Below are 17,031 nucleotides of genomic sequence, written 5' to 3'. Positions count from 1 at the left end.
CTCGGGCACCCGGGCCCCCTCGGGCACGGCCCCCTTGAGGACCGGCCCGCCCACGGGACCCGGAGCGCTCCGCCTCAGGCGCCGACGTAGGCCGCGAGGTGCTCGCCGGTGAGGGTGGAGCGGGCGGCGACGAGGTCGGCGGGGGTGCCCTCGAAGACGATCCGGCCGCCGTCGTGGCCGGCGCCGGGACCGAGGTCGATGATCCAGTCGGCGTGTGCCATGACCGCCTGGTGGTGCTCGATGACGATGACCGTCCCGCCGGCGTCGACGAGCCGGTCGAGCAGGCCGAGGAGCTGCTCGACGTCGGAGAGGTGGAGGCCGGTGGTCGGCTCGTCGAACACGTAGACGGCCCGGTCGCCGCCCTTGTCCCCCATGTGGGTGGCCAGCTTGAGCCGCTGCCGCTCGCCGCCGGACAGGGTGGTGAGCGGCTGGCCGAGGGTGAGGTAACCGAGCCCGACGTCGGCGAGCCGGCCGAGGATCCTGTGGGCGGCCGGGGTGCGCGCCTCGCCGGCGCCGAAGAACTCCTCGGCCTCGGTCACCGGCATCGCCAGTACCTCGCTGATGTCCTTGCCGCCGAGGGTGTACTCCAGCACGGACGCCTGGAACCGCTTCCCCTCGCACTCCTCGCAGGTGATGGCGGTGCCGGCCATCATCCCCAGGTCGGTGTAGACGACGCCGGCGCCCTTGCAGGCGGGGCAGGCGCCCTCGGAGTTGGCGCTGAACAGCGCCGGCTTCACGCCGTTGGCCTTCGCGAACGCCTTGCGGACCGGGTCGAGCAGCCCGGTGTACGTCGCCGGGTTGCTCCGGCGCGAGCCGCGGATCGGTGCCTGGTCCACCGACACCACGCCCTCCGAGGCCGGGAGGGACCCGTGGACGAGCGAGCTCTTGCCGGAGCCGGCGACACCGGTGACGACGCAGAGCACGCCGAGCGGGATGTCGACGTCGACACCGCGCAGGTTGTTCGCCGTCGCACCGCGGATCTCCAGCGCACCGGTGGGCTTGCGCACCGTCTCCTTGAGCGCGGCCCGGTCGTCGAGGTGGCGGCCGGTGACGGTGCCGCTGGCCCGCAGCCCCTCGACGGTGCCCTCGAAGCAGACGGTGCCGCCCGCCGTGCCGGCCCCCGGGCCGAGGTCGACGACGTGGTCGGCTATGGCGATCGTCTCCGGCTTGTGCTCCACCACGAGCACCGTGTTGCCCTTGTCCCGCAGCCGCAGCAGCAGGCCGTTCATCCGCTGGATGTCGTGCGGGTGCAGGCCGACGGTGGGCTCGTCGAAGACGTAGGTGACGTCGGTGAGCGAGGAGCCGAGGTGGCGGATCATCTTCACGCGCTGCGCCTCGCCGCCGGAGAGCGTGCCCGCGGCCCGGTCGAGCGAGAGGTAGCCGAGGCCGATCTCCACGAACGAGTCGAGGGTGTGCTGCAGCGCGGTGAGCAGGGGGGCGACCATGGGGTGTCCTCCGCTCGAGGAGCCCGGGGAAGGCTCGCCGAGGCCGCGGACCCATGCGGCGAGGTCGCGGATCTCCATCGCGCAGGCGTCGGCGATGTTGACCTCGCCGATGCGCGAGGACCGGGCGAGCTCGCTGAGCCGGGTCCCGTCGCAGTCGGGGCAGTCGGTGAAGGTCACCGCCCGGTCCACGAACGCCCGGATGTGCGGCTGCATCGACTCCCGGTCCTTGGCGAGGAACGACTTCTGGATCTTCGGGATCAGCCCCTCGTAGGTGAGGTTGACGCCGTTGATCTTCACCTTGGTCGGCTCGCGGTGGAGGAAGTCGTACCGCTCCTTCTCGGTGTACTCGCGGATCGGCTTGTCCGGGTCGAAGAAGCCCGACTCGGTGATGACCCGCACCACCCAGCCGTCCCCGGTGTAGGTGGGGATGGTGAACGGGTCCTCGGAGAGCGACTTGGAGTCGTCGTAGAGCTGGGTGAGGTCGATGTCGGAGACCTTGCCGCGGCCCTCGCAGCGCGTGCACATGCCCCCGGTGCGGGTGAAGGACACCTTCTCGGTCCTGGTCCTCTCGGCACCGCGGTCGACCGTGAACCCACCGCTGGCGCTCACCGAGGCCACGTTGAAGGAGTACGCGGCGGGCGGACCGATGTGCGGCCTGCCCAGCCGGCTGAAGAGGATGCGCAGCATCGCGTTGGCGTCGGTGGCGGTGCCGACCGTGGAGCGGGGGTCGGAGCCCATCCGCTGCTGGTCGACGGTGATCGCGGTGGTCAGCCCGTCGAGCACGTCGACCTCGGGCCGTGCCGGCGTCGGCATGAAACCCTGCAGGAAGGCGCTGTAGGTCTCGTTGATCAGCCGCTGCGACTCCGCGGCGATCGTGTCGAACACCAGCGAGCTCTTGCCCGAGCCGGACACCCCGGTGAACACGGTCAGCCGGCGCTTCGGGATCTCGATGCTGACGTCCTTGAGGTTGTTCTCGCGCGCGCCGTGCACGCGGATCAGGTCGTGGCTGTCGGCAGCATGCGGCGCGGGCGGCTGTGCGTCCGTCCTCGTGGCCTTGCTCATCGTGTCCCCATCTGTGTCTGTCACGGGTGGAACCGTCTTCGTCGGGCGTCTGGCTGCGGTCACGCTAGCCGCCGCCCGTCGGCGCGCGCTTCTCGATTCCTGACCGCTTCCCGACCGGCCCGGTCCGCTCACCCGCCTCCCGGGCCGCCGGCGCCGTGGGAGACTGACGGGATGGGACGGCAGGACCTCGACGACCTGGTGCGGCTGCGCCGGGCCCGCGACCGGATGGACCGTGACTACGCCGAGCCGCTGGACGTTCCGGCACTGGCGCGCGACGCCCTGATGTCGCCGGGCCACTTCTCCCGCAGCTTCCGCGCCGCCTTCGGCGAGACGCCCTACAGCTACCTGATGACCCGCCGCATCGAGCGGGCCAAGGCGCTGCTGCGGCGCGGCGACCTCACGGTGACTGAGGTCTGCATGGCGGTCGGCTGTACGTCGCTGGGATCGTTCAGCTCGCGCTTCACCGAACTCGTCGGCGAGAGCCCGAGCGCCTACCGGGCCCGGGACCACGACGACGGCGCCGCCCTCCCGGCCTGTGTGGCCAAGATCCACACGCGGCCGGTCAGGCGCGGGGAGGCCTCCCTCGCCGGCCCGGCCCGATCCGGCCGCGAGAGGACCCGGCCGTCGCCGGCCACGGCCGAGCCGGAACCTCCTACCGCGCCCGCTCCACCCGGCGCTCGTCCCACACCGGTTCCGGGGTCTCCCTGACCCTGCCGTCGCTGCCGAAGACCAGGAAGCGGTCGAAGGAGCGGGCGAACCAGCGGTCGTGCGTCACCGCGAGGACCGTGCCCTCGAACGCCTCCAGGCCCTCCTGCAGCGCCTCCGCGGACTCCAGGTCGAGGTTGTCCGTCGGCTCGTCGAGCAGCAGGGCCGTGACGCCCCGGAGCTCCAGCAGCAGGATCTGGAAACGGGCCTGCTGGCCGCCGGACAGCCGCTCGAAGGTCTGCTCGGCCTGGCCGGTCAGCTCGTAGCGGCGCAGCCGGGACATGGCGGCGCCCCGGTCCTGGGCGTGCTCCTTCCACAGGATGTCCAGGAGCGTGCGGCCCTCCAGTTCGGGGTGCGCGTGCGTCTGCGCGAAGTGTCCGGGGACGACGCGCGCGCCGAGGCGCCACTCGCCCGTGTGGGCCACGTCGTCGCCGGCCAGCAGGCGCAGGAAGTGCGACTTGCCGGAGCCGTTGGAGCCGAGCACGGCGACGCGCTCGCCGTAGAACACCTCCAGGTCGAAGGGTTTCATCAGACCGGTGAGTTCGAGCCGCTCGCAGGTGACCGCGCGCACTCCGGTGCGGCCGCCCTTCAGGCGCATCCTGATGTCCTGCTCGCGCGGCGGCTCCGGCGGGGGACCCGCCTCCTCGAACTTGCGCAGCCGGGTCTGGGCGGCCCGGTAGCGGGAGGCCATGTCGTCGCTGTTCGAGGCGGCCTGCCGCAGGGTCAGGACGAGCTTCTTGAGCTGGGCGTGCTTCTCCTCCCAGCGCCTGCGCAACTCCTCGAAGCGGGCGAAGCGTTCGCGTCGGGCGTCGTGGTACGTGGCGAATCCGCCGCCGTGCACCCAGGCGTCGGCGCCGGCGGGACCGGGTTCGAGGGAGACGATGCGCCGGGCGGCGCGGGCGAGGAGTTCGCGGTCGTGGGAGACGAACAGCACGGTCTTGCGGGTCTCCTCGAGCCGTTCCTCCAGCCAGCGCTTGCCGGGCACGTCGAGGTAGTTGTCCGGCTCGTCGAGGAGGAGAACCTCGTCGGTGCCGCGCAGCAGGGCCTCCAGGACCAGGCGTTTCTGCTCGCCGCCGGAGAGGGTGCGCACCTGGCGCCACTGCGCCTTCTCGTACGGGACGCCCAGCGCGGCCGTGGTGCACATGTCCCACAGCGTCTCCGCCTCGTAGCCGCGGGCTTCGGCCCAGTCGGCGATGGCCTGCGCGTAGCGGAGCTGGGCGGCCTCGTCGTCGACCGTCATGAGGGCGTGCTCGGCCTCGTCGACGGCGCGCGCCGCCTCGCGGACGCGGGGCACGGCCACGGAGACGAGGAGGTCGCGCACGGTCGTCTCGTCCCGTACGGAGCCGACGAACTGGCGCATGACGCCGAGGCCGCCGCTGACGGTGACGGATCCGCCGTGCGGCTTCAGCTCGCCGGCGAGGAGGCGGAGCAGGGTGGTCTTGCCCGCGCCGTTCGGGCCGACCAGGGCCATGACGGCCCCCTCCCCCACCCGGAAGGACACATCGCCCAGGAGCGCCCTCCCGTCGGGGAGGTGGTACTCCAGGTGCGCGGCTTCCAGGTGACCCATGGCAGCCGATTGTGCGGGCCGTCGGCACGGGCGGCAAACGGTTTTCGGTCCGTCCCTCCGGCTCTCCCCCCCTTCTCCGTGCCCGCACGACCGTTGACCAGTATGTGAAACGCGGGTCTCATCATTCGGCCGTATCGCCTACCGTGACGGTCATCACCACGAGGCCCTACCAGGAGAGAAGGGGTGGTTCACCATGCCCGAGGCTCGAGAGACCGCCGTCTACACGCACGGGCACCACGAGTCGGTGCTGCGGTCGCACAGCTGGCGGACCGCCGCCAACTCGGCGGCGTACCTCCTGGGGGAGCTCGAGCCCCACATGCGGATCCTGGACGTGGGGTGCGGACCCGGCACCATCACCGCCGACCTGGCCGGGCTCGTCCCCGACGGGCACGTCACCGGTCTCGAACGGGAGCCGGGCGTGCTGGAGCGGGCCCGGGCGGTGGCCGACGAACGGGGGCTGGGGAACGTCGACTTCGCGGTGGGTGACGTGCACGCGCTGGACTTCCCGGACGACACGTTCTGCGTGGTCCACGCCCACCAGGTCCTCCAGCACGTCGGCGACCCGGTGCGGGCGCTGCGGGAGATGAAGCGGGTGACGAGACCGGGCGGGATCGTCGCCGTCCGGGACTCGGACTACGCGGCGATGACCTGGTACCCCCTGTCGCCCGGCCTGGACGACTGGCTGGAGCTGTACCGGCGGGTGGCCCGGGCCAACGGGGGCGAGCCGGACGCCGGACGCCGGCTGAAGTCCTGGGCGCTCGCGGCGGGGTTCACGGACGTCACCGCGTCCTCGGCGACCTGGACGTTCTCGACCCCCGAGGAGCGGGCCTGGTGGAGCGGCCTGTGGGCGGACCGCACCGTGGCGTCGGCCTATGCCGGACGGGCCGTCGAGGGGGGCCACGCCACCCGCGAGGACCTGCGGGCGGTGGCCGGGGCCTGGCGGGAGTGGGGCGCGCGGGACGACGGCTGGTTCAGTGTGCTGCACGGAGAAATCATCTGCCGCAAGGAAGCCTGAATCTCATTTCACGGGCAATCAGGAAGGCAGGAGGTTGACATTATGGTTCCCATTCTGCTCGTTCTGCTCCTGGCCCTGATCCTTTTCGGCGCCGGATTCGCGGTGAAGGTGCTCTGGTGGATCGCCCTGGCCGTTCTGGTCCTGTGGCTGCTGGGATTCTTCGTGCGCGGCACCACGGCGGGCGGTGGTCGGGGCCGCTGGTACCGGTGGTGAGGTGACGGAAATTCCCCGGGGCCGGGCCCCGGGGAATTCTCCGGGACTCAGTCCCGGGGGAGCAGCGGTCCGAGCGGCCCGAGGTCCAGGTTGAGGTCCTCGGGCCGCAGTCCGTAGCGCTCACGCAGTTCCGTCATCCGCTCCTCGAGCAGCATCAGCGTGAGCCCGATCCGCTCCTCCTGCTCCTCGCTCAGGTCTCCCTCGTCGAACCGGCGCAGCGCCTGGCGCTCCATGAGCTGGCGCAGCAGTTCGACGACCGTGAGCACCAGCTTGACCAGGTCGCGCTCGACCGTGTCCGGCTCCAGGTCGAGCCGCCGGCGCCGGCCGTCGTGCGGCTCGACGTGCCGCTCGCTGTGCGGCTCGGTGTGCGGCTCGACGTGCCGCTCGGTGTGCGGCCCGTCGTGCGGCTCGGTGTGCCGGTCGTCCCGGGGGGCCGTCAACGCGACTCCTCGAAGGGGGAGGGGACCTGCGCGTTCACCGAGCTGATGAGCGCGTTGAGATCGATGCGGACCAGGTCGACGTCCGCGATGCGCAGCGTGATGTCGCCCGTGATGACGACGCCGCCGGCCAGCAGGCGGTCGAGCAGGTCCACCAAGGCTATCTCCCGGCGTTCGACGACGGTCACGCCCCCTCCCCCGAGGTCGTCGTCTCCTCACCGGCGAACGAATAGGCCGCCCAGGGGCCGGTGAGTTCGACGCGTATTCCGGGAATCCCGTCCTTGGTCCGGTCCACCCTTTCCACGAATTCCTCGGATTCCGAGCGCGGGACGAGATAGGCGGCATTGAGCACATTCCGCCCGGAGGCACCGGAGAGCGTGGGATTCTGCGGCGCGTGCAGACGGGAATCCTCCGCACACGCGGAAAGCGTCTCGTGCAGCTGGGTCGCGAAGGCCTCGGCCTTCTGCCACAGCTCTTCGTGCGATTTCGTCCGGGTGCTCCGCTGCCGCAGGTAGTCCCGGCCGGACGCCGGCTTCCGCTCCGGCTCGGCGCGGGCCTCCGGCACCGGCTCGAGGAAGACCTTGACGCCCCACTCCACTCGCCCCGCCAACCGGTCCAGGGTCCGCAGGAAGCTCTCCTCGCGCTCCTCCATCATCATCCGCAGGCCGCTGTCGTCCCGGAACACGGTGCCGAGCCGCAGCGGCAGCGGGGTGGTGACGGTGGTCAGCGCGTCGATCACGCCCTGGTGGGCACGGGCGACCGCGGTCAGCCAGTCGAGGTCCTCCAGATGCGCACGGAGCGGTTCCTCGGCGAAGTCCGCCTCCGGCACGTGGCTGACCACGGCCACCAGGCCGTGGTGGGTCAGCAGCCGGGGCGGATCGCCCCCCACGCCCGTCAACTGCGCCTGGAGCGGCGTGTCGAAGGGACGGCAGACGGCGTAGACGTACCGCAGTCCGGTCACGGTTTCTCCTCCTGTGCGCGGCGGGGCTCCAGTTCCTCCAGCCGGGCCAGCCGCTCACGCAACTCGGCGTTCTCCCTGGCCAGTTCGTCCCGCCGGGCACGTGAGGACAGCGCGGGGTCGGACTCCCACCAGTCGATCCCCATCTCCTTCGCCTTGTCGACGGAGGCCACCACGAGCCGCAGCTTGATGGTGAGCAGTTCGATGTCGAGCAGGTTGATGCGGATGTCGCCCGCGATGACAATGCCCTTGTCGAGCACCCGTTCCAGGATGTCGGCGAGGTTGGCGCCGCTGCCCTGGCCATAGGGTTCGGGCAGCCGGCTGGGCGTTGTCATCGGCGGGTCCCGCTCTCGGAGTACTCGTCCTCGTCCTCATACTCCGCCTCGGGCTCTTCCTCGGCCTCGGGCTCTTCTTCCTCTTCCTCTTCCTCGTACTCGTCCTCGGGCTCTTCCTCGGCCGCGGGTTCCTCCTCGTCCTCGTACTCCTCCTCGTCCTCGTCGTAGGAGTCCTCGGCCGGCTCTTCGCCGGTGTCCTCCTCCTCGGCCTCGTCCTCGTCGTACTCGGCTTCGGGCTCCGCCTCCTCGCCCTCCTCCGCTTCGGGTTCCGTTTCCTCCTCGCCCTCGGGCTCCGTGCCCTCGCCCTCCTCGGCGATGGCGTCCTCGTGGCTGCGGACGACCTCGCCGTCGCGGATCTCACCGCGCCAGCTGTCCTCGACCTCGCCCTTGAGGGTGATGAAGCGGGCGAAGTTCTTCAGGTCGAGCCGGGCCCGGCGGCCCTGGGCGCGCCAGATGTTTCCGGTCCTCTCGAAGAAGCCCGTGGGGTAGTACTCGATGATCAGCAGGACCCGGGTGAGGTTGTCGGCGAGGCGGTGGAAGGAGACGACGCCCTTCGTCGTGCCCTTGGCGCCCTCGGAGGACCAGGCGATGCGGTCGTCGGGGACCTGCTCGGTGGTCTTCGCCTTCCAGCTGCGGTTGGACCAGAAGACCTTCACCTGCCAGTCCGAGGTGGTGTCGTCGGACTTGTTGGCGCTCTTCACGCCCTTGGCGAAGGTGCTGAAGTCCTGGTACTGGGTCCACTGGTCGTAGGCCATGCGCAGCGGGACCCCGACATCGATGCTCTCGATGATGACGGTGGGCTTCTTGCCCGCGGAGCGCTTGCGCTTGCTCTTGCCGCCACCGCCGCCCAAGCCCTTCAGGGCGCCCATCACGTTGTCCTTGGCGCGGGAGGTCCCCAGCTCGACGGCGGTGCGCAGGGGGCCCTTGCCCTCGGCGATCTTGCGGCCGCCGTCCAGGGCGAGCTTGGCGAAACCCGGGCTGTTGCCCTCGGCGATGTCGTTGAGCTTGTTCGTGGTCTCGCCGAGCTTGCGGCCGACGCCGGTCAGCAGGCGGGTGGCCTGGGCCGCGAGGTAGTCCTGCAGCTCGGCCTTGAGCCGGTCGGCGGCCTCGCTGTGGGCCACGTCGGCGAGCGGATTCCCCTTGCCACGCGCGCTGTCACGCGCGGCGGAGGTGGCCGATCGGATTGTCTCGGTCATCCCTCACCGCCTCCCTTCTGCGTGCGGGAGCGGGTGCCCCGGGACACGGCGGTCTTCTTGGCGGCCGTCTTCTTGGCGGCGGCCTTCTTCGCCGGAGGAGCCTTCTTCGCCTGGGCGGCCTTCTTCCCGGGCGCCTTCTTGGCCGGCGCCTTCTTGGCGGCCTCCTTCGGCGGGGCCTTCTCCTCCGCCGGCTCCTCGTCGTCCGGCTCCTCCCGCGGGGCGCGGTCCTCTTCCTCGATGTCCTCGGTGTCCTCGGTGTCCTCGGGGCTCTCGGAGTCCTTGGCGCCCTTCTGCCCGCCCACGCCCGTCAGCCGCCCCCGCACATCGGCGGTACGGCCGTGCAAGCGGTCGGCGAGGGAGCCGAGCTGCCGCTCGACCAGGGCGCCGGAGGCCGCCTTGCCGACGCCGCGCAGATCACCGCGCAGCTGGTCTCCGATCTCCTTGAACTGCGGGTTGTCCCGCAGTTGCTGGGACACCAGGTCCGCGACCATCCGCGGGCTGAGGTTCAGCTTCTTGCCGGCCACCAGGCTGCCGACGGCGAGCGCCGCCTTCAGCTTCTTCGTCCGTCCGAGGAGGTATCCGGCCCCGATCGCGAGGCCCAGTCCCGTTCGATTCACTGTCGCGTCCCATCCCCTGTACCCGCGCCCGTGCGCGTTGCGGTCTCCAACCGGTCGAGGAGTGCGTCCTCCTGCCGGTCGAACTCCTCCTCCGTGATCTCTCCTGCCTCCAGCTGCTCCTCCAGCCGGGCCAGTTCGGCACGGATGGTGGCGGGGTCGTAGTAGATGCGCTCCGCCTCCTGGATCGCCTGTCGGATGGCCCAGGCGCTGCCGCGCACCGGGGCGAACGGCAGCAGCAGCACCTCCGAGATCAGGCCCATGACGTCACCCCACTTCGGTGTCCGCCCCACCTGTCGCGGCGCCCGCCGGCTCGGCCGGGCCGGGCTCGACGAAGCTGTACGGCGGCAGCGGACCGTTCAGGCGCACCTCCAGATGGGGCATGTCCTTGCGGACCTGCTCCACGGCCGCCAGGAAGTCCTCCGCCGTCTCCCGCTTGACCAGGTAGGACACATTGGCGAGCCAGCCCGTGGACTCGGGGCCCACGCTCACGGCGTCGGCGGCCGGTGCCAGCGCGCGCTCCAGCACGGCGCCGTCCTCGGCCTCCCGATCCTTGACCGCGGCGGCGACCATCTCGCCGAGCCGGATCTTGTCGTCGTAACTGCCGCCACCCGCTTGCCGGTTGGCCTCTGCGAGGGCACGGATCTCCGGGTTGCCGGCCATCACGTGGTGCAGGACGGCCTCCTCTACGTGGTTGGCCTTGACGTTGTACTCGACCCGGCCGTCCAGCGCCCGCAGCCGCTCCCCGTAGTGCTCGGCCCGCTCGGCGAGGACGCCGGTGACGGCGTCGTCGTCCGGGGCGACGCTGCCGAAGCGCATGGGCAGGACGCAGCCGGCCGCGCCGATCTCGCTGAGCACGTTCTGGTGGGCGAGCAGTTCCCTGCGCTTGGGACGCAGGCCCTCGGGGGCGTCGCTGACGACGGCCGCCAGCTCGCCCTCCCGCAGAATGCGCACCGGGCGCGGCGGGTCGCCGACGCCTCCCATGCCCTCGGGGAGCGACGGGTGCGAAGCCGCCGTGATGCCGTAGACGTACGTGCTCACTCCTGCTCCTCCTTACGACGGGCGGACGTGCTCTTGCGGGCCCGCGGACGGGATTCGGTCTCGCTCTCGGAGCCGCCCTCACGTGCCTGCTTGAACGCGTCGGAGATGGTCTCGGCGGCCCCCGAGAGCGCCCCCTTGGACTTGCCCCGGGCACCGGACTCGGTGACCTCGCCGACGATCTCGGGCAGGCCCGGGCTCTTGCGGGGCCCGGCCTCGAGGTCGAGGCGGTTGCACGCCTCGGCGAAGCGGAGGTACGTGTCGACGCTGGCGACGACGACACGGACGTCGATCTTGAGGATCTCGATGCCGACCAGGGAGACGCGCACGAATGCGTCGATGACGAGCCCCCTGTCCAGAACGAGCTCGAGCACGTCATAGAGGCCGCTGCTGCCGCCCCCGCCGCCGGTCTGCTGTGCCGGTACAACTGTCATGCCGGCTGCTCCTCCTTGTCTGTGGGTGTGGGTGTGGGTCCGACCGGGCGGCCTAGTGGCCGCCGGACCTGCGCGCGTCGGACCGTCCTCGCTCGTAGCGACGGACCCGCCGGTAACCGGTGAGCTGACCGTCGGGGTCCAGCTCCACCTGGTAGCTCGCCATCAGGCTCATCGTGTCGGGCACACGCTCGAGTTCGAGCACTTCGACCTCCAGCGCCCAGCCCTCCTCCGTCTGCTCGAAGGACGACACGGACTCGGCTTCCATACCGGTGAGCTCCGCGAGCTGTCCGCGCGCCTGACGCAGTACCTCCATCGGGCTCGGCCGTTTGGCCTTTCCGGTGCTTTTCTCGGTCGTACGGGACTCGGAAGAGTCCTGAGATTCCTGTGGTTCCTGTGGTTCCTGTGACTCTTCGGTGCTCTTCGTGTTCGACATGACCACCTCCCCCTCCGTGTGGCCGCATGTCTGTTCGCCAAACCTCCACGGACTCACCCGATTGCCGTGCTCCTGCTGCGTTTCCGGTCGGTCGGCGGTACCGCTACCGCTCCCGGTCGCTCAGCCGCGCAGCGCCCGCAGCCGGCGGCGCGCGGGCCCCAGGGCACGGCCCCGGCGGGGCAGCCCGGCCCACGGGTCGGTGCGGGCCTGTTCCACGGCGTCCGCGACGGTCCAGCGGCGGGCGTGCAGATCCGGGTCGTCCAGCCGGTCCCAGGAGAAGGGAGTGGCGACGGGGGCGCCGGGCAGGGCGCGGACGGTGTAGGGGGCGACGGCGGTCTGCGCGTAGGCGTTGCGCTGGATGTCGAGGTACAGCCGGTCGCCGCGGTCCTTCTTGCGGGCGGCGGTGGTGAGCCGGTCGGGGTGCTCGGCGGCGAGCGTGTCGGCGACCTCGCGGGCGAAGGCGCGCACGTCGTCGAAGCCGTGGTCGGCGTTCAGCGGCACGACCACGTGCAGGCCGCGGGAGCCGGTGGTCATCGGCGCCGAGGGCAGCTCCAGCTCGTCGAGCAGCTCCCTCAGCAGCCGCGCCGCCTCCCGCACCGTCGCGAAGTCGTCGCCCGCGGGGTCGAGGTCGAACACCAGCCGGTCGGGCCGGTCGACGCCGTCCGCACCGTCGGCCCCGTCGGCACGGGACAGCCAGCGGTGCAGGGTGATGCTCGCCTGGTCGACCAGGTAGAGGAGGGTGGCGGTGTCGTCGCACACCGTGTGCCGGACGGTGCCGCCCTCCTTGGCGACCTCGACGCGGGTGATCCACTCCGGGTAGCCGTCCGGGGTGTTCTTCTGCATGAACCGGGGGCCGCCGATGCCGTCCGGGCGCCGGTCCAGCATCAGCGGGCGGCCCCGCAGGTGCGGCAGCATGAACGGGGCGACGGCCCGGTGGTAGTCGACGAGGTCGCCCTTGGTGTACTCCTTGGCGTCCCCGCCGCCGGGGAAGAACACCTTGTCCGGCCGGTGTATCCCCACCGTGCGGCGGCCGGCCCGGACCGTCCGCACGCCGTCGCCGTCGGTCACGGCACGATCGCCTCCTCCACCAGCAGCCGGCCGGCCGCAGCGATCGACTCGGCGTCGATGCCGGCGGCGTGCAATTGCTCGGCGGGGGAGGCCGAACCCGGCATGACGCGCACGGCGAGCCGCACCAGGCGCGGCACGGGGCGCCCGTCGGCGAAGGCCTCGAGGACCGCGTCGCCGAGGCCGCCCTCGGGGTGGTGGTCCTCCACGGTCACCAGGCAGCCGGTCTCCTCGGCCGCCGTGCGCAGGGTGTCCCGGTCGACGGGCTTGACCGAGTACAGGTCGATCACCCGTACCGCGATGCCCTCCCCCGCCAGGGCGTCCGCGGCGGCGAGCGCCTCGGGCACGGTGACGCCCGCCGCGACGAGAGTGAGCCGGTCGCGGTCGGAGGAGCGCAGTACCTTGCTGCCGCCGACGGGGAACTCCTCGTCGGGCCCGTAGATCACCGCGCTCCCACCGCGCGAGGTGCGCAGGTAGCGGATGCCGTCGAGGTCGGCCATCCGGGCGACCAGCCGCGCCGTCTGGTTGGCGTCGCACGGGTACAGCACGGTCGAGCCGTGCACCGCCCGCATCATCGCCAGGTCCTCGAGGCCCATCTGGCTGGGCCCGTCCTGGCCGATCGCGACACCCGCGTGCGAGCCGACGAGGTTCAGGCCGGAGCCGCTGATCGACGCCATGCGGACGAAGTCGTGGGCGCGGGTCAGGAAGGCGGCGAAGGTGGAGGCGTACGGCGTCCAGCCGCGCGCCGCCATGCCGACCGCCGCGGCGACCATCTGCTGCTCGGCGATGTAGCACTCGAAGTAGCGCTCCGGGTGCTCCTTGGCGAAGAACTCCGCACGCGTGGAGTCGCCGACCTCTCCGTCGAGGGCCACGACGTCACCGCGCGCGGTGCCGAGGGCGGCCAGTGCCTCGCCGAAGGCGTTCCGGGTGGCCACCTCCTCGCCCTTGTCCCAGCGGGGCAGCTCGAGGCCGGTGGTGCTCCCGGCGGACGGCGCCCCCGCTCCGGAGGCGCCGGAGCCGGACGGTGCCTGCACCCTGATCCGCAGGTCCCGCGGACCGCCGAGTTCGGCGATCGCGTCCTCGGCCTCCGGCAGCGGCTTGCCGTGCAGGCCCTCGCGGTCCTGGACGGCCTCGACGCCCTTGCCCTTGAGGGTGCGGGCGAGGATCACAGTGGGCTGGCCCCCGGTGGAGACGGCCTCACCGTAGGCGCGGTCGACGGCGTCCACGTCGTGGCCGTCCACCTCGACGGTGTGCCAGCCGAAGGCCTGGAAGCGGCGGGCGTAGGCGTCGAGGTCGTGGCCGTGCCGGGTGGGGCCGCGCTGGCCGAGCCGGTTGACGTCCACGATCACCGTGAGGTTGTCCAGGTGCTCGTACGCGGCCTGCTCGGCCGCCTCCCAGACCGAGCCCTCGGCCAGCTCGCTGTCGCCGCACAGCACCCACACCCGGTGGTCGGCGCTCTCCAGCCGCTTCCCGGCCAGCGCGATGCCGACGCCGACCGGGAGGCCCTGGCCGAGCGAGCCGGTGGCCGTCTCGACCCAGGGCAGCCGCCGGGGCGTGGGGTGCCCTTCGAGGCGGCTGCCGCGCTTGCGGAAGGTGAGCAGTTCCTCGTCGTCGATGGCGCCGACCGCCTTGTACAGCGCGTACATCAGGGGCGAGGCGTGGCCCTTGGAGAGGATGAAGCGGTCGTTGCCCGGATGGTCGGGGCGGTCGAAGTCGTAGCGGAAGTGGCGGGCGAACAGGACGGCCATCAGGTCCGCCGCCGACATCGAGGACGTGGGGTGCCCGGAGCCCGCGGCGGCCGCGGCACGGACACTGTCCACGCGCAACTGCTGTCCGAGCTCGACGAGTTCACCGGTGTTCATGAGTCTCCTTCGACAGGGTCTGCGGGGTCTGCGGGAAGGTCGGCGCGCTTGACGGGGCCCGGGGCGGCGCCGGAGCCCGGGGGCGGCTGGTCGGCGGGCGGCGCGGGCACGGGCCGGCTCTCCGTCGGCCCACCGCCGGGCCGGCTCTCCGCGGGCTCGGTCCCGGGCCGGCTCTCCGCCGGGCCGGCCGGCACCCGCGCCAGTTCGGGGGACGCCGTGTCCAAAGGCACCGACCACGACCGTACGAGCCCCAACTGCACGGCCTGGCGCGGCAGTACGGCGTCCAGGAGCCAATCGGCGGCGACGCGCACCCGGTTGCCCGGCATCGCCGCGAGGTGGTAGCCGCGGGTGACCGCTCCCGCGACCGGCCCGGACAGGGGCACGCCGAGCGGGTTGGCGGCGGCCTTGACGCCGCCCAGGTCCACCACGAACCCCAGGTCCTTGTGGCGGTAGGCGCGCCACTCGCCGTCACCGAACGACGCGGCGACGTTGTGCGCGCAGACCTTGCCCTGCCGCCAGGCGTGCTGCGCGGTCATCGGGGTGTACTTCCCGTGCCTGTCCGGATCGGGCACCGCGGCCGCGTCGCCGCAGGCGAACACCTCCGGCCGGCCCGGCACCCGCAGGTGCGGGTCGACGAGCAGCCGGCCGCGTTCCATGGGCAGCCCGAGCGACTCGACGAGCGGGTCGGGCCGCACACCGACGCACCACACCACCGTGCGGGTGTCGACGAACTCGCCGTCGGTCAGCAGCACGCCCTCGTGCGTGGCCTCCTTCACGGAGGTGCCCATGCGGACGTCCACGCCCCGCTCGCGCAGCACCTTGTCGGCGGTGCGCGAGAGCCGCTCGTCCAGTTCGGGCAGGACCCGGTCGGCGATGTCCAGCAGCAGCCAGCGCGGCCGCATACCGGTGCGCATGGGGTGCCGGCCCACCTGCGCGTCGGTGAACAGTTGCCCGTGCGCGGCGACTTCGGTGCCGGTGTAGCCGGCGCCGACCACCACGAAGGTGCACCGGGCGGCACAGCTCCTGGGGTCGTCGGTGGCGGTCGCGAGCTCCACCTGCCGGGTCACGTGGTCGCGCAGGTACAGCGCCTCGGGCAGGCCCCGGAAGCCGTGCGCGTGCTCGGCGACGCCGGGGATGGGCAGCAGTTTGTTGACACTGCCGACCGCGAGCACCAGCCGGTCGTAGGCGAGGGTGCCGCCGTCTCCCTCGGGGCCGGTGTAGTGCACGGTCCGCCCGTCGAGGTCGATGCGGTCGGCCTCCCCCAGCACCAGTCGCACCTGCGGCAGGGTGTCGGGCAGGGAGACCGCGGCCCGGCGCGGCTCCAGGATGCCGGCGGCCACCTGGGGCAGCAGGGGAAGGTAAGAGAAGTAGTCGGTCGGATTCAGCAGGACGATCTCGGCGCGGCCCCGGGCCAGCCGGGACAGGGTCCGGGCCGTGCGGTACCCGGCGAAGCCGGCACCGACGATCACGATGCGGGGTCGACTCACGGTTCGCCTCCGGCGCTGTCGCGTACCTCGGGAGCCTTCCGCGTCCCCCCGGCCGGGGCCGCCAAACGTCCGCCGGTTGCCGCCCGGGCCCTGCGGGTACCCGGCCCCGGACCCGGACCGCCCCACGTCACGGAGGCACCCCCCATGCCCGAGTACGGCTATTTCCTCTCGTGCGAGCAGTACGGCCCCGACGAGCTGATCGAGCAGGCACGGATGGCCGAGCAGGCCGGATTCCGGGGTCTGTGGATCTCGGACCACTACCATCCGTGGAGCGACGCGCAGGGGCAGAGCCCCTTCGTGTGGTCGGTGATCGGCGCGCTGTCCGAGGCGGTGTCCCTGCCAGTGGAGACGGCGGTGACCTGCCCGACCGTGCGCGTGCACCCGGCGGTGGTCGCCCAGGCGGCGGCCACGAGCGCGGTGATGACGCAGGGCCGGTTCCGGCTCGGTGTGGGCACGGGCGAGGCGCTGAACGAGCACATCCTCGGGGACGCCTGGCCGCCCGCGCACATACGGCTGGAGATGCTGGAGGAGGCCATCCAGGTGATGCGCCGGCTGTTCACCGGCGAGGAGGTCAACCACCACGGCACGTACTACACGGTGGAGAACGCCCGGCTGTACACGGTGCCGGACGAGCCCGTCCCGATCGACATCTCCGGCTTCGGCCCGGCGGCGACCAAGCTCGCGGCCCGGGTCGGCGACGGCTACATCACGATGATGCCGGACGCCTCGATGGTGGAGCAGTACCGCAAGGGCGGAGGCGGCGGGAAGCCGGTCGGCGGCGGCACCAAGGTCTGCTACGGCACCGACCGGGAGGAGTGCGTGCGCACCGTGCACCGCCTCTGGGCGAACGAGCTGCTGCCCGGCGAGCTGGGCCAGGTGCTGCCCTCGCCGGCCCACTTCGAGCAGGTGCAGTCCCTGGTCACCGAGGACATGGTGAGCGCGAACCGGGTGTGCGGCGACACCGTGGACGAGCACGTCGCCGAGCTCCAGCGGTTCGCCGACGCCGGCTTCGACCGGATCTACGTCAACCAGATCGGCCCCGACCTGCGCGGCTTCTTCGACTTCTACCGCACGAAGGTGCTGCCGCAGCTCCAGCAGGCCGAGTGACCCCAATGACCCGAGCGGGCCGAGCGGAACGAGCGGCCGAGGGGACAGGCACCCCGGC

General features: G+C 72.0%; 19 protein-coding genes. 4 read left to right on the top strand and 15 right to left on the bottom strand.

Going from position 1 to position 17,031, the window contains the following annotated elements; genetic code table 11:
• Positions 1 to 74 precede the first annotated feature (74 nt).
• Positions 75 to 2,507 carry an ATP-binding cassette domain-containing protein gene (locus B7L92_RS23855; protein ID WP_081239482.1) on the bottom strand — a complete coding sequence of 811 codons (2,433 nt, stop codon included), beginning with the start codon at positions 2,505 to 2,507 and terminating at the stop codon, positions 75 to 77.
• Positions 2,508 to 2,678: 171 nt separating this feature from the next.
• On the opposite strand from B7L92_RS23855, the gene B7L92_RS23850 reads away from it, so the two are divergent.
• Positions 2,679 to 3,215: a helix-turn-helix transcriptional regulator gene (locus tag B7L92_RS23850; RefSeq protein WP_081239481.1), complete on the top strand. Its 537-nt coding sequence runs from the start codon at positions 2,679 to 2,681 to the stop codon at positions 3,213 to 3,215.
• On the opposite strand, the gene B7L92_RS23845 is transcribed toward B7L92_RS23850, so the two are convergent.
• Complete coding sequence (locus B7L92_RS23845; protein ID WP_081239480.1) at positions 3,160 to 4,779, bottom strand: ABC-F family ATP-binding cassette domain-containing protein; 1,620 nt, start codon at positions 4,777 to 4,779, stop codon at positions 3,160 to 3,162. The genes B7L92_RS23850 and B7L92_RS23845 overlap by 56 nt on opposite strands.
• 193 nt (positions 4,780 to 4,972) lie before the next feature.
• Here B7L92_RS23845 and B7L92_RS23840 point away from each other — a divergent pair, with 193 nt between their 5' ends.
• Complete coding sequence (locus tag B7L92_RS23840) at positions 4,973 to 5,794, top strand: class I SAM-dependent methyltransferase (RefSeq protein WP_081239479.1); 822 nt, start codon at positions 4,973 to 4,975, stop codon at positions 5,792 to 5,794.
• 42 nt (positions 5,795 to 5,836) lie between these two features.
• Positions 5,837 to 6,007 carry a hypothetical protein gene (locus tag B7L92_RS23835; protein ID WP_004981024.1) on the top strand — a complete coding sequence of 57 codons (171 nt, stop codon included), beginning with the start codon at positions 5,837 to 5,839 and terminating at the stop codon, positions 6,005 to 6,007.
• A 47-nt stretch (positions 6,008 to 6,054) separates the two neighbouring features.
• Here the strand turns inward: B7L92_RS23835 and B7L92_RS23830 are convergent, their stop codons facing one another.
• The 13 genes from B7L92_RS23830 to B7L92_RS23770 form a co-directional block, all read right to left on the bottom strand.
• Positions 6,055 to 6,312, bottom strand: a complete 258-nt coding sequence (locus B7L92_RS23830; protein WP_026084730.1) for a gas vesicle protein K — start codon at positions 6,310 to 6,312, stop codon at positions 6,055 to 6,057.
• A 131-nt stretch (positions 6,313 to 6,443) separates the two neighbouring features.
• A complete protein-coding gene (locus B7L92_RS23825; protein ID WP_004981027.1) occupies positions 6,444 to 6,632 on the bottom strand; it encodes a gas vesicle protein in 189 nt (62 codons plus the stop codon).
• The gene (locus B7L92_RS23820) at positions 6,629 to 7,405 is read right to left on the bottom strand and encodes a GvpL/GvpF family gas vesicle protein (RefSeq protein ID WP_081239478.1); all 777 of its coding nucleotides are present in this window, start codon (positions 7,403 to 7,405) and stop codon (positions 6,629 to 6,631) included. Before B7L92_RS23820 ends, B7L92_RS23825 begins: the two co-directional genes overlap by 4 nt.
• Positions 7,402 to 7,737, bottom strand: a complete 336-nt coding sequence (locus B7L92_RS23815) for a gas vesicle protein (RefSeq protein WP_004981031.1) — start codon at positions 7,735 to 7,737, stop codon at positions 7,402 to 7,404. The genes B7L92_RS23820 and B7L92_RS23815 overlap by 4 nt, the downstream gene beginning before the upstream one ends.
• Positions 7,734 to 8,933, bottom strand: coding sequence for an SRPBCC family protein (locus B7L92_RS23810; RefSeq protein ID WP_081239477.1), 1,200 nt, complete (start codon positions 8,931 to 8,933; stop codon positions 7,734 to 7,736). The genes B7L92_RS23815 and B7L92_RS23810 overlap by 4 nt, the downstream gene beginning before the upstream one ends.
• Entirely contained in the window at positions 8,930 to 9,550 is a 621-nt protein-coding gene (locus tag B7L92_RS23805; RefSeq protein ID WP_081239476.1) for a DNA primase, read from the bottom strand. The genes B7L92_RS23810 and B7L92_RS23805 overlap by 4 nt, the downstream gene beginning before the upstream one ends.
• Positions 9,547 to 9,810, bottom strand: coding sequence for a gas vesicle protein GvpG (locus B7L92_RS23800; protein WP_081239475.1), 264 nt, complete (start codon positions 9,808 to 9,810; stop codon positions 9,547 to 9,549). The genes B7L92_RS23805 and B7L92_RS23800 overlap by 4 nt, the downstream gene beginning before the upstream one ends.
• A gap of 4 nt (positions 9,811 to 9,814) precedes the next feature.
• Positions 9,815 to 10,588 (bottom strand): GvpL/GvpF family gas vesicle protein, encoded by a 774-nt coding sequence (locus B7L92_RS23795; protein ID WP_004981044.1) that lies wholly within the window; start codon positions 10,586 to 10,588, stop codon positions 9,815 to 9,817.
• A complete protein-coding gene (locus B7L92_RS23790) occupies positions 10,585 to 11,019 on the bottom strand; it encodes a gas vesicle structural protein GvpA (RefSeq protein WP_081239474.1) in 435 nt (144 codons plus the stop codon). Before B7L92_RS23790 ends, B7L92_RS23795 begins: the two co-directional genes overlap by 4 nt.
• A 52-nt stretch (positions 11,020 to 11,071) precedes the next feature.
• Positions 11,072 to 11,452 carry a gas vesicle protein GvpO gene (locus B7L92_RS23785; RefSeq protein ID WP_004981050.1) on the bottom strand — a complete coding sequence of 127 codons (381 nt, stop codon included), beginning with the start codon at positions 11,450 to 11,452 and terminating at the stop codon, positions 11,072 to 11,074.
• 120 nt (positions 11,453 to 11,572) lie between these two features.
• Complete coding sequence (gene ligD, locus B7L92_RS23780) at positions 11,573 to 12,520, bottom strand: non-homologous end-joining DNA ligase (protein WP_081239473.1); 948 nt, start codon at positions 12,518 to 12,520, stop codon at positions 11,573 to 11,575.
• A complete protein-coding gene (locus tag B7L92_RS23775) occupies positions 12,517 to 14,379 on the bottom strand; it encodes a transketolase (RefSeq protein WP_081239472.1) in 1,863 nt (620 codons plus the stop codon). The genes ligD and B7L92_RS23775 overlap by 4 nt, the downstream gene beginning before the upstream one ends.
• Positions 14,376 to 15,866, bottom strand: a complete 1,491-nt coding sequence (locus tag B7L92_RS23770; RefSeq protein WP_081239471.1) for an NAD(P)/FAD-dependent oxidoreductase — start codon at positions 15,864 to 15,866, stop codon at positions 14,376 to 14,378. The genes B7L92_RS23775 and B7L92_RS23770 overlap by 4 nt, the downstream gene beginning before the upstream one ends.
• 144 nt (positions 15,867 to 16,010) lie before the next feature.
• Between B7L92_RS23770 and B7L92_RS23765 the strand changes: the two genes are divergently transcribed.
• Positions 16,011 to 16,973, top strand: a complete 963-nt coding sequence (locus B7L92_RS23765) for an LLM class F420-dependent oxidoreductase (protein ID WP_081239470.1) — start codon at positions 16,011 to 16,013, stop codon at positions 16,971 to 16,973.
• Positions 16,974 to 17,031 lie beyond the last annotated feature (58 nt).

Source organism: Streptomyces viridosporus (assembly GCF_002078235.1).
GTDB lineage: Bacteria > Actinomycetota > Actinomycetes > Streptomycetales > Streptomycetaceae > Streptomyces > Streptomyces viridosporus.
Note: the sequence above shows the minus strand (reverse complement) of the source record. Positions and strands in the feature narration are given on the sequence as shown.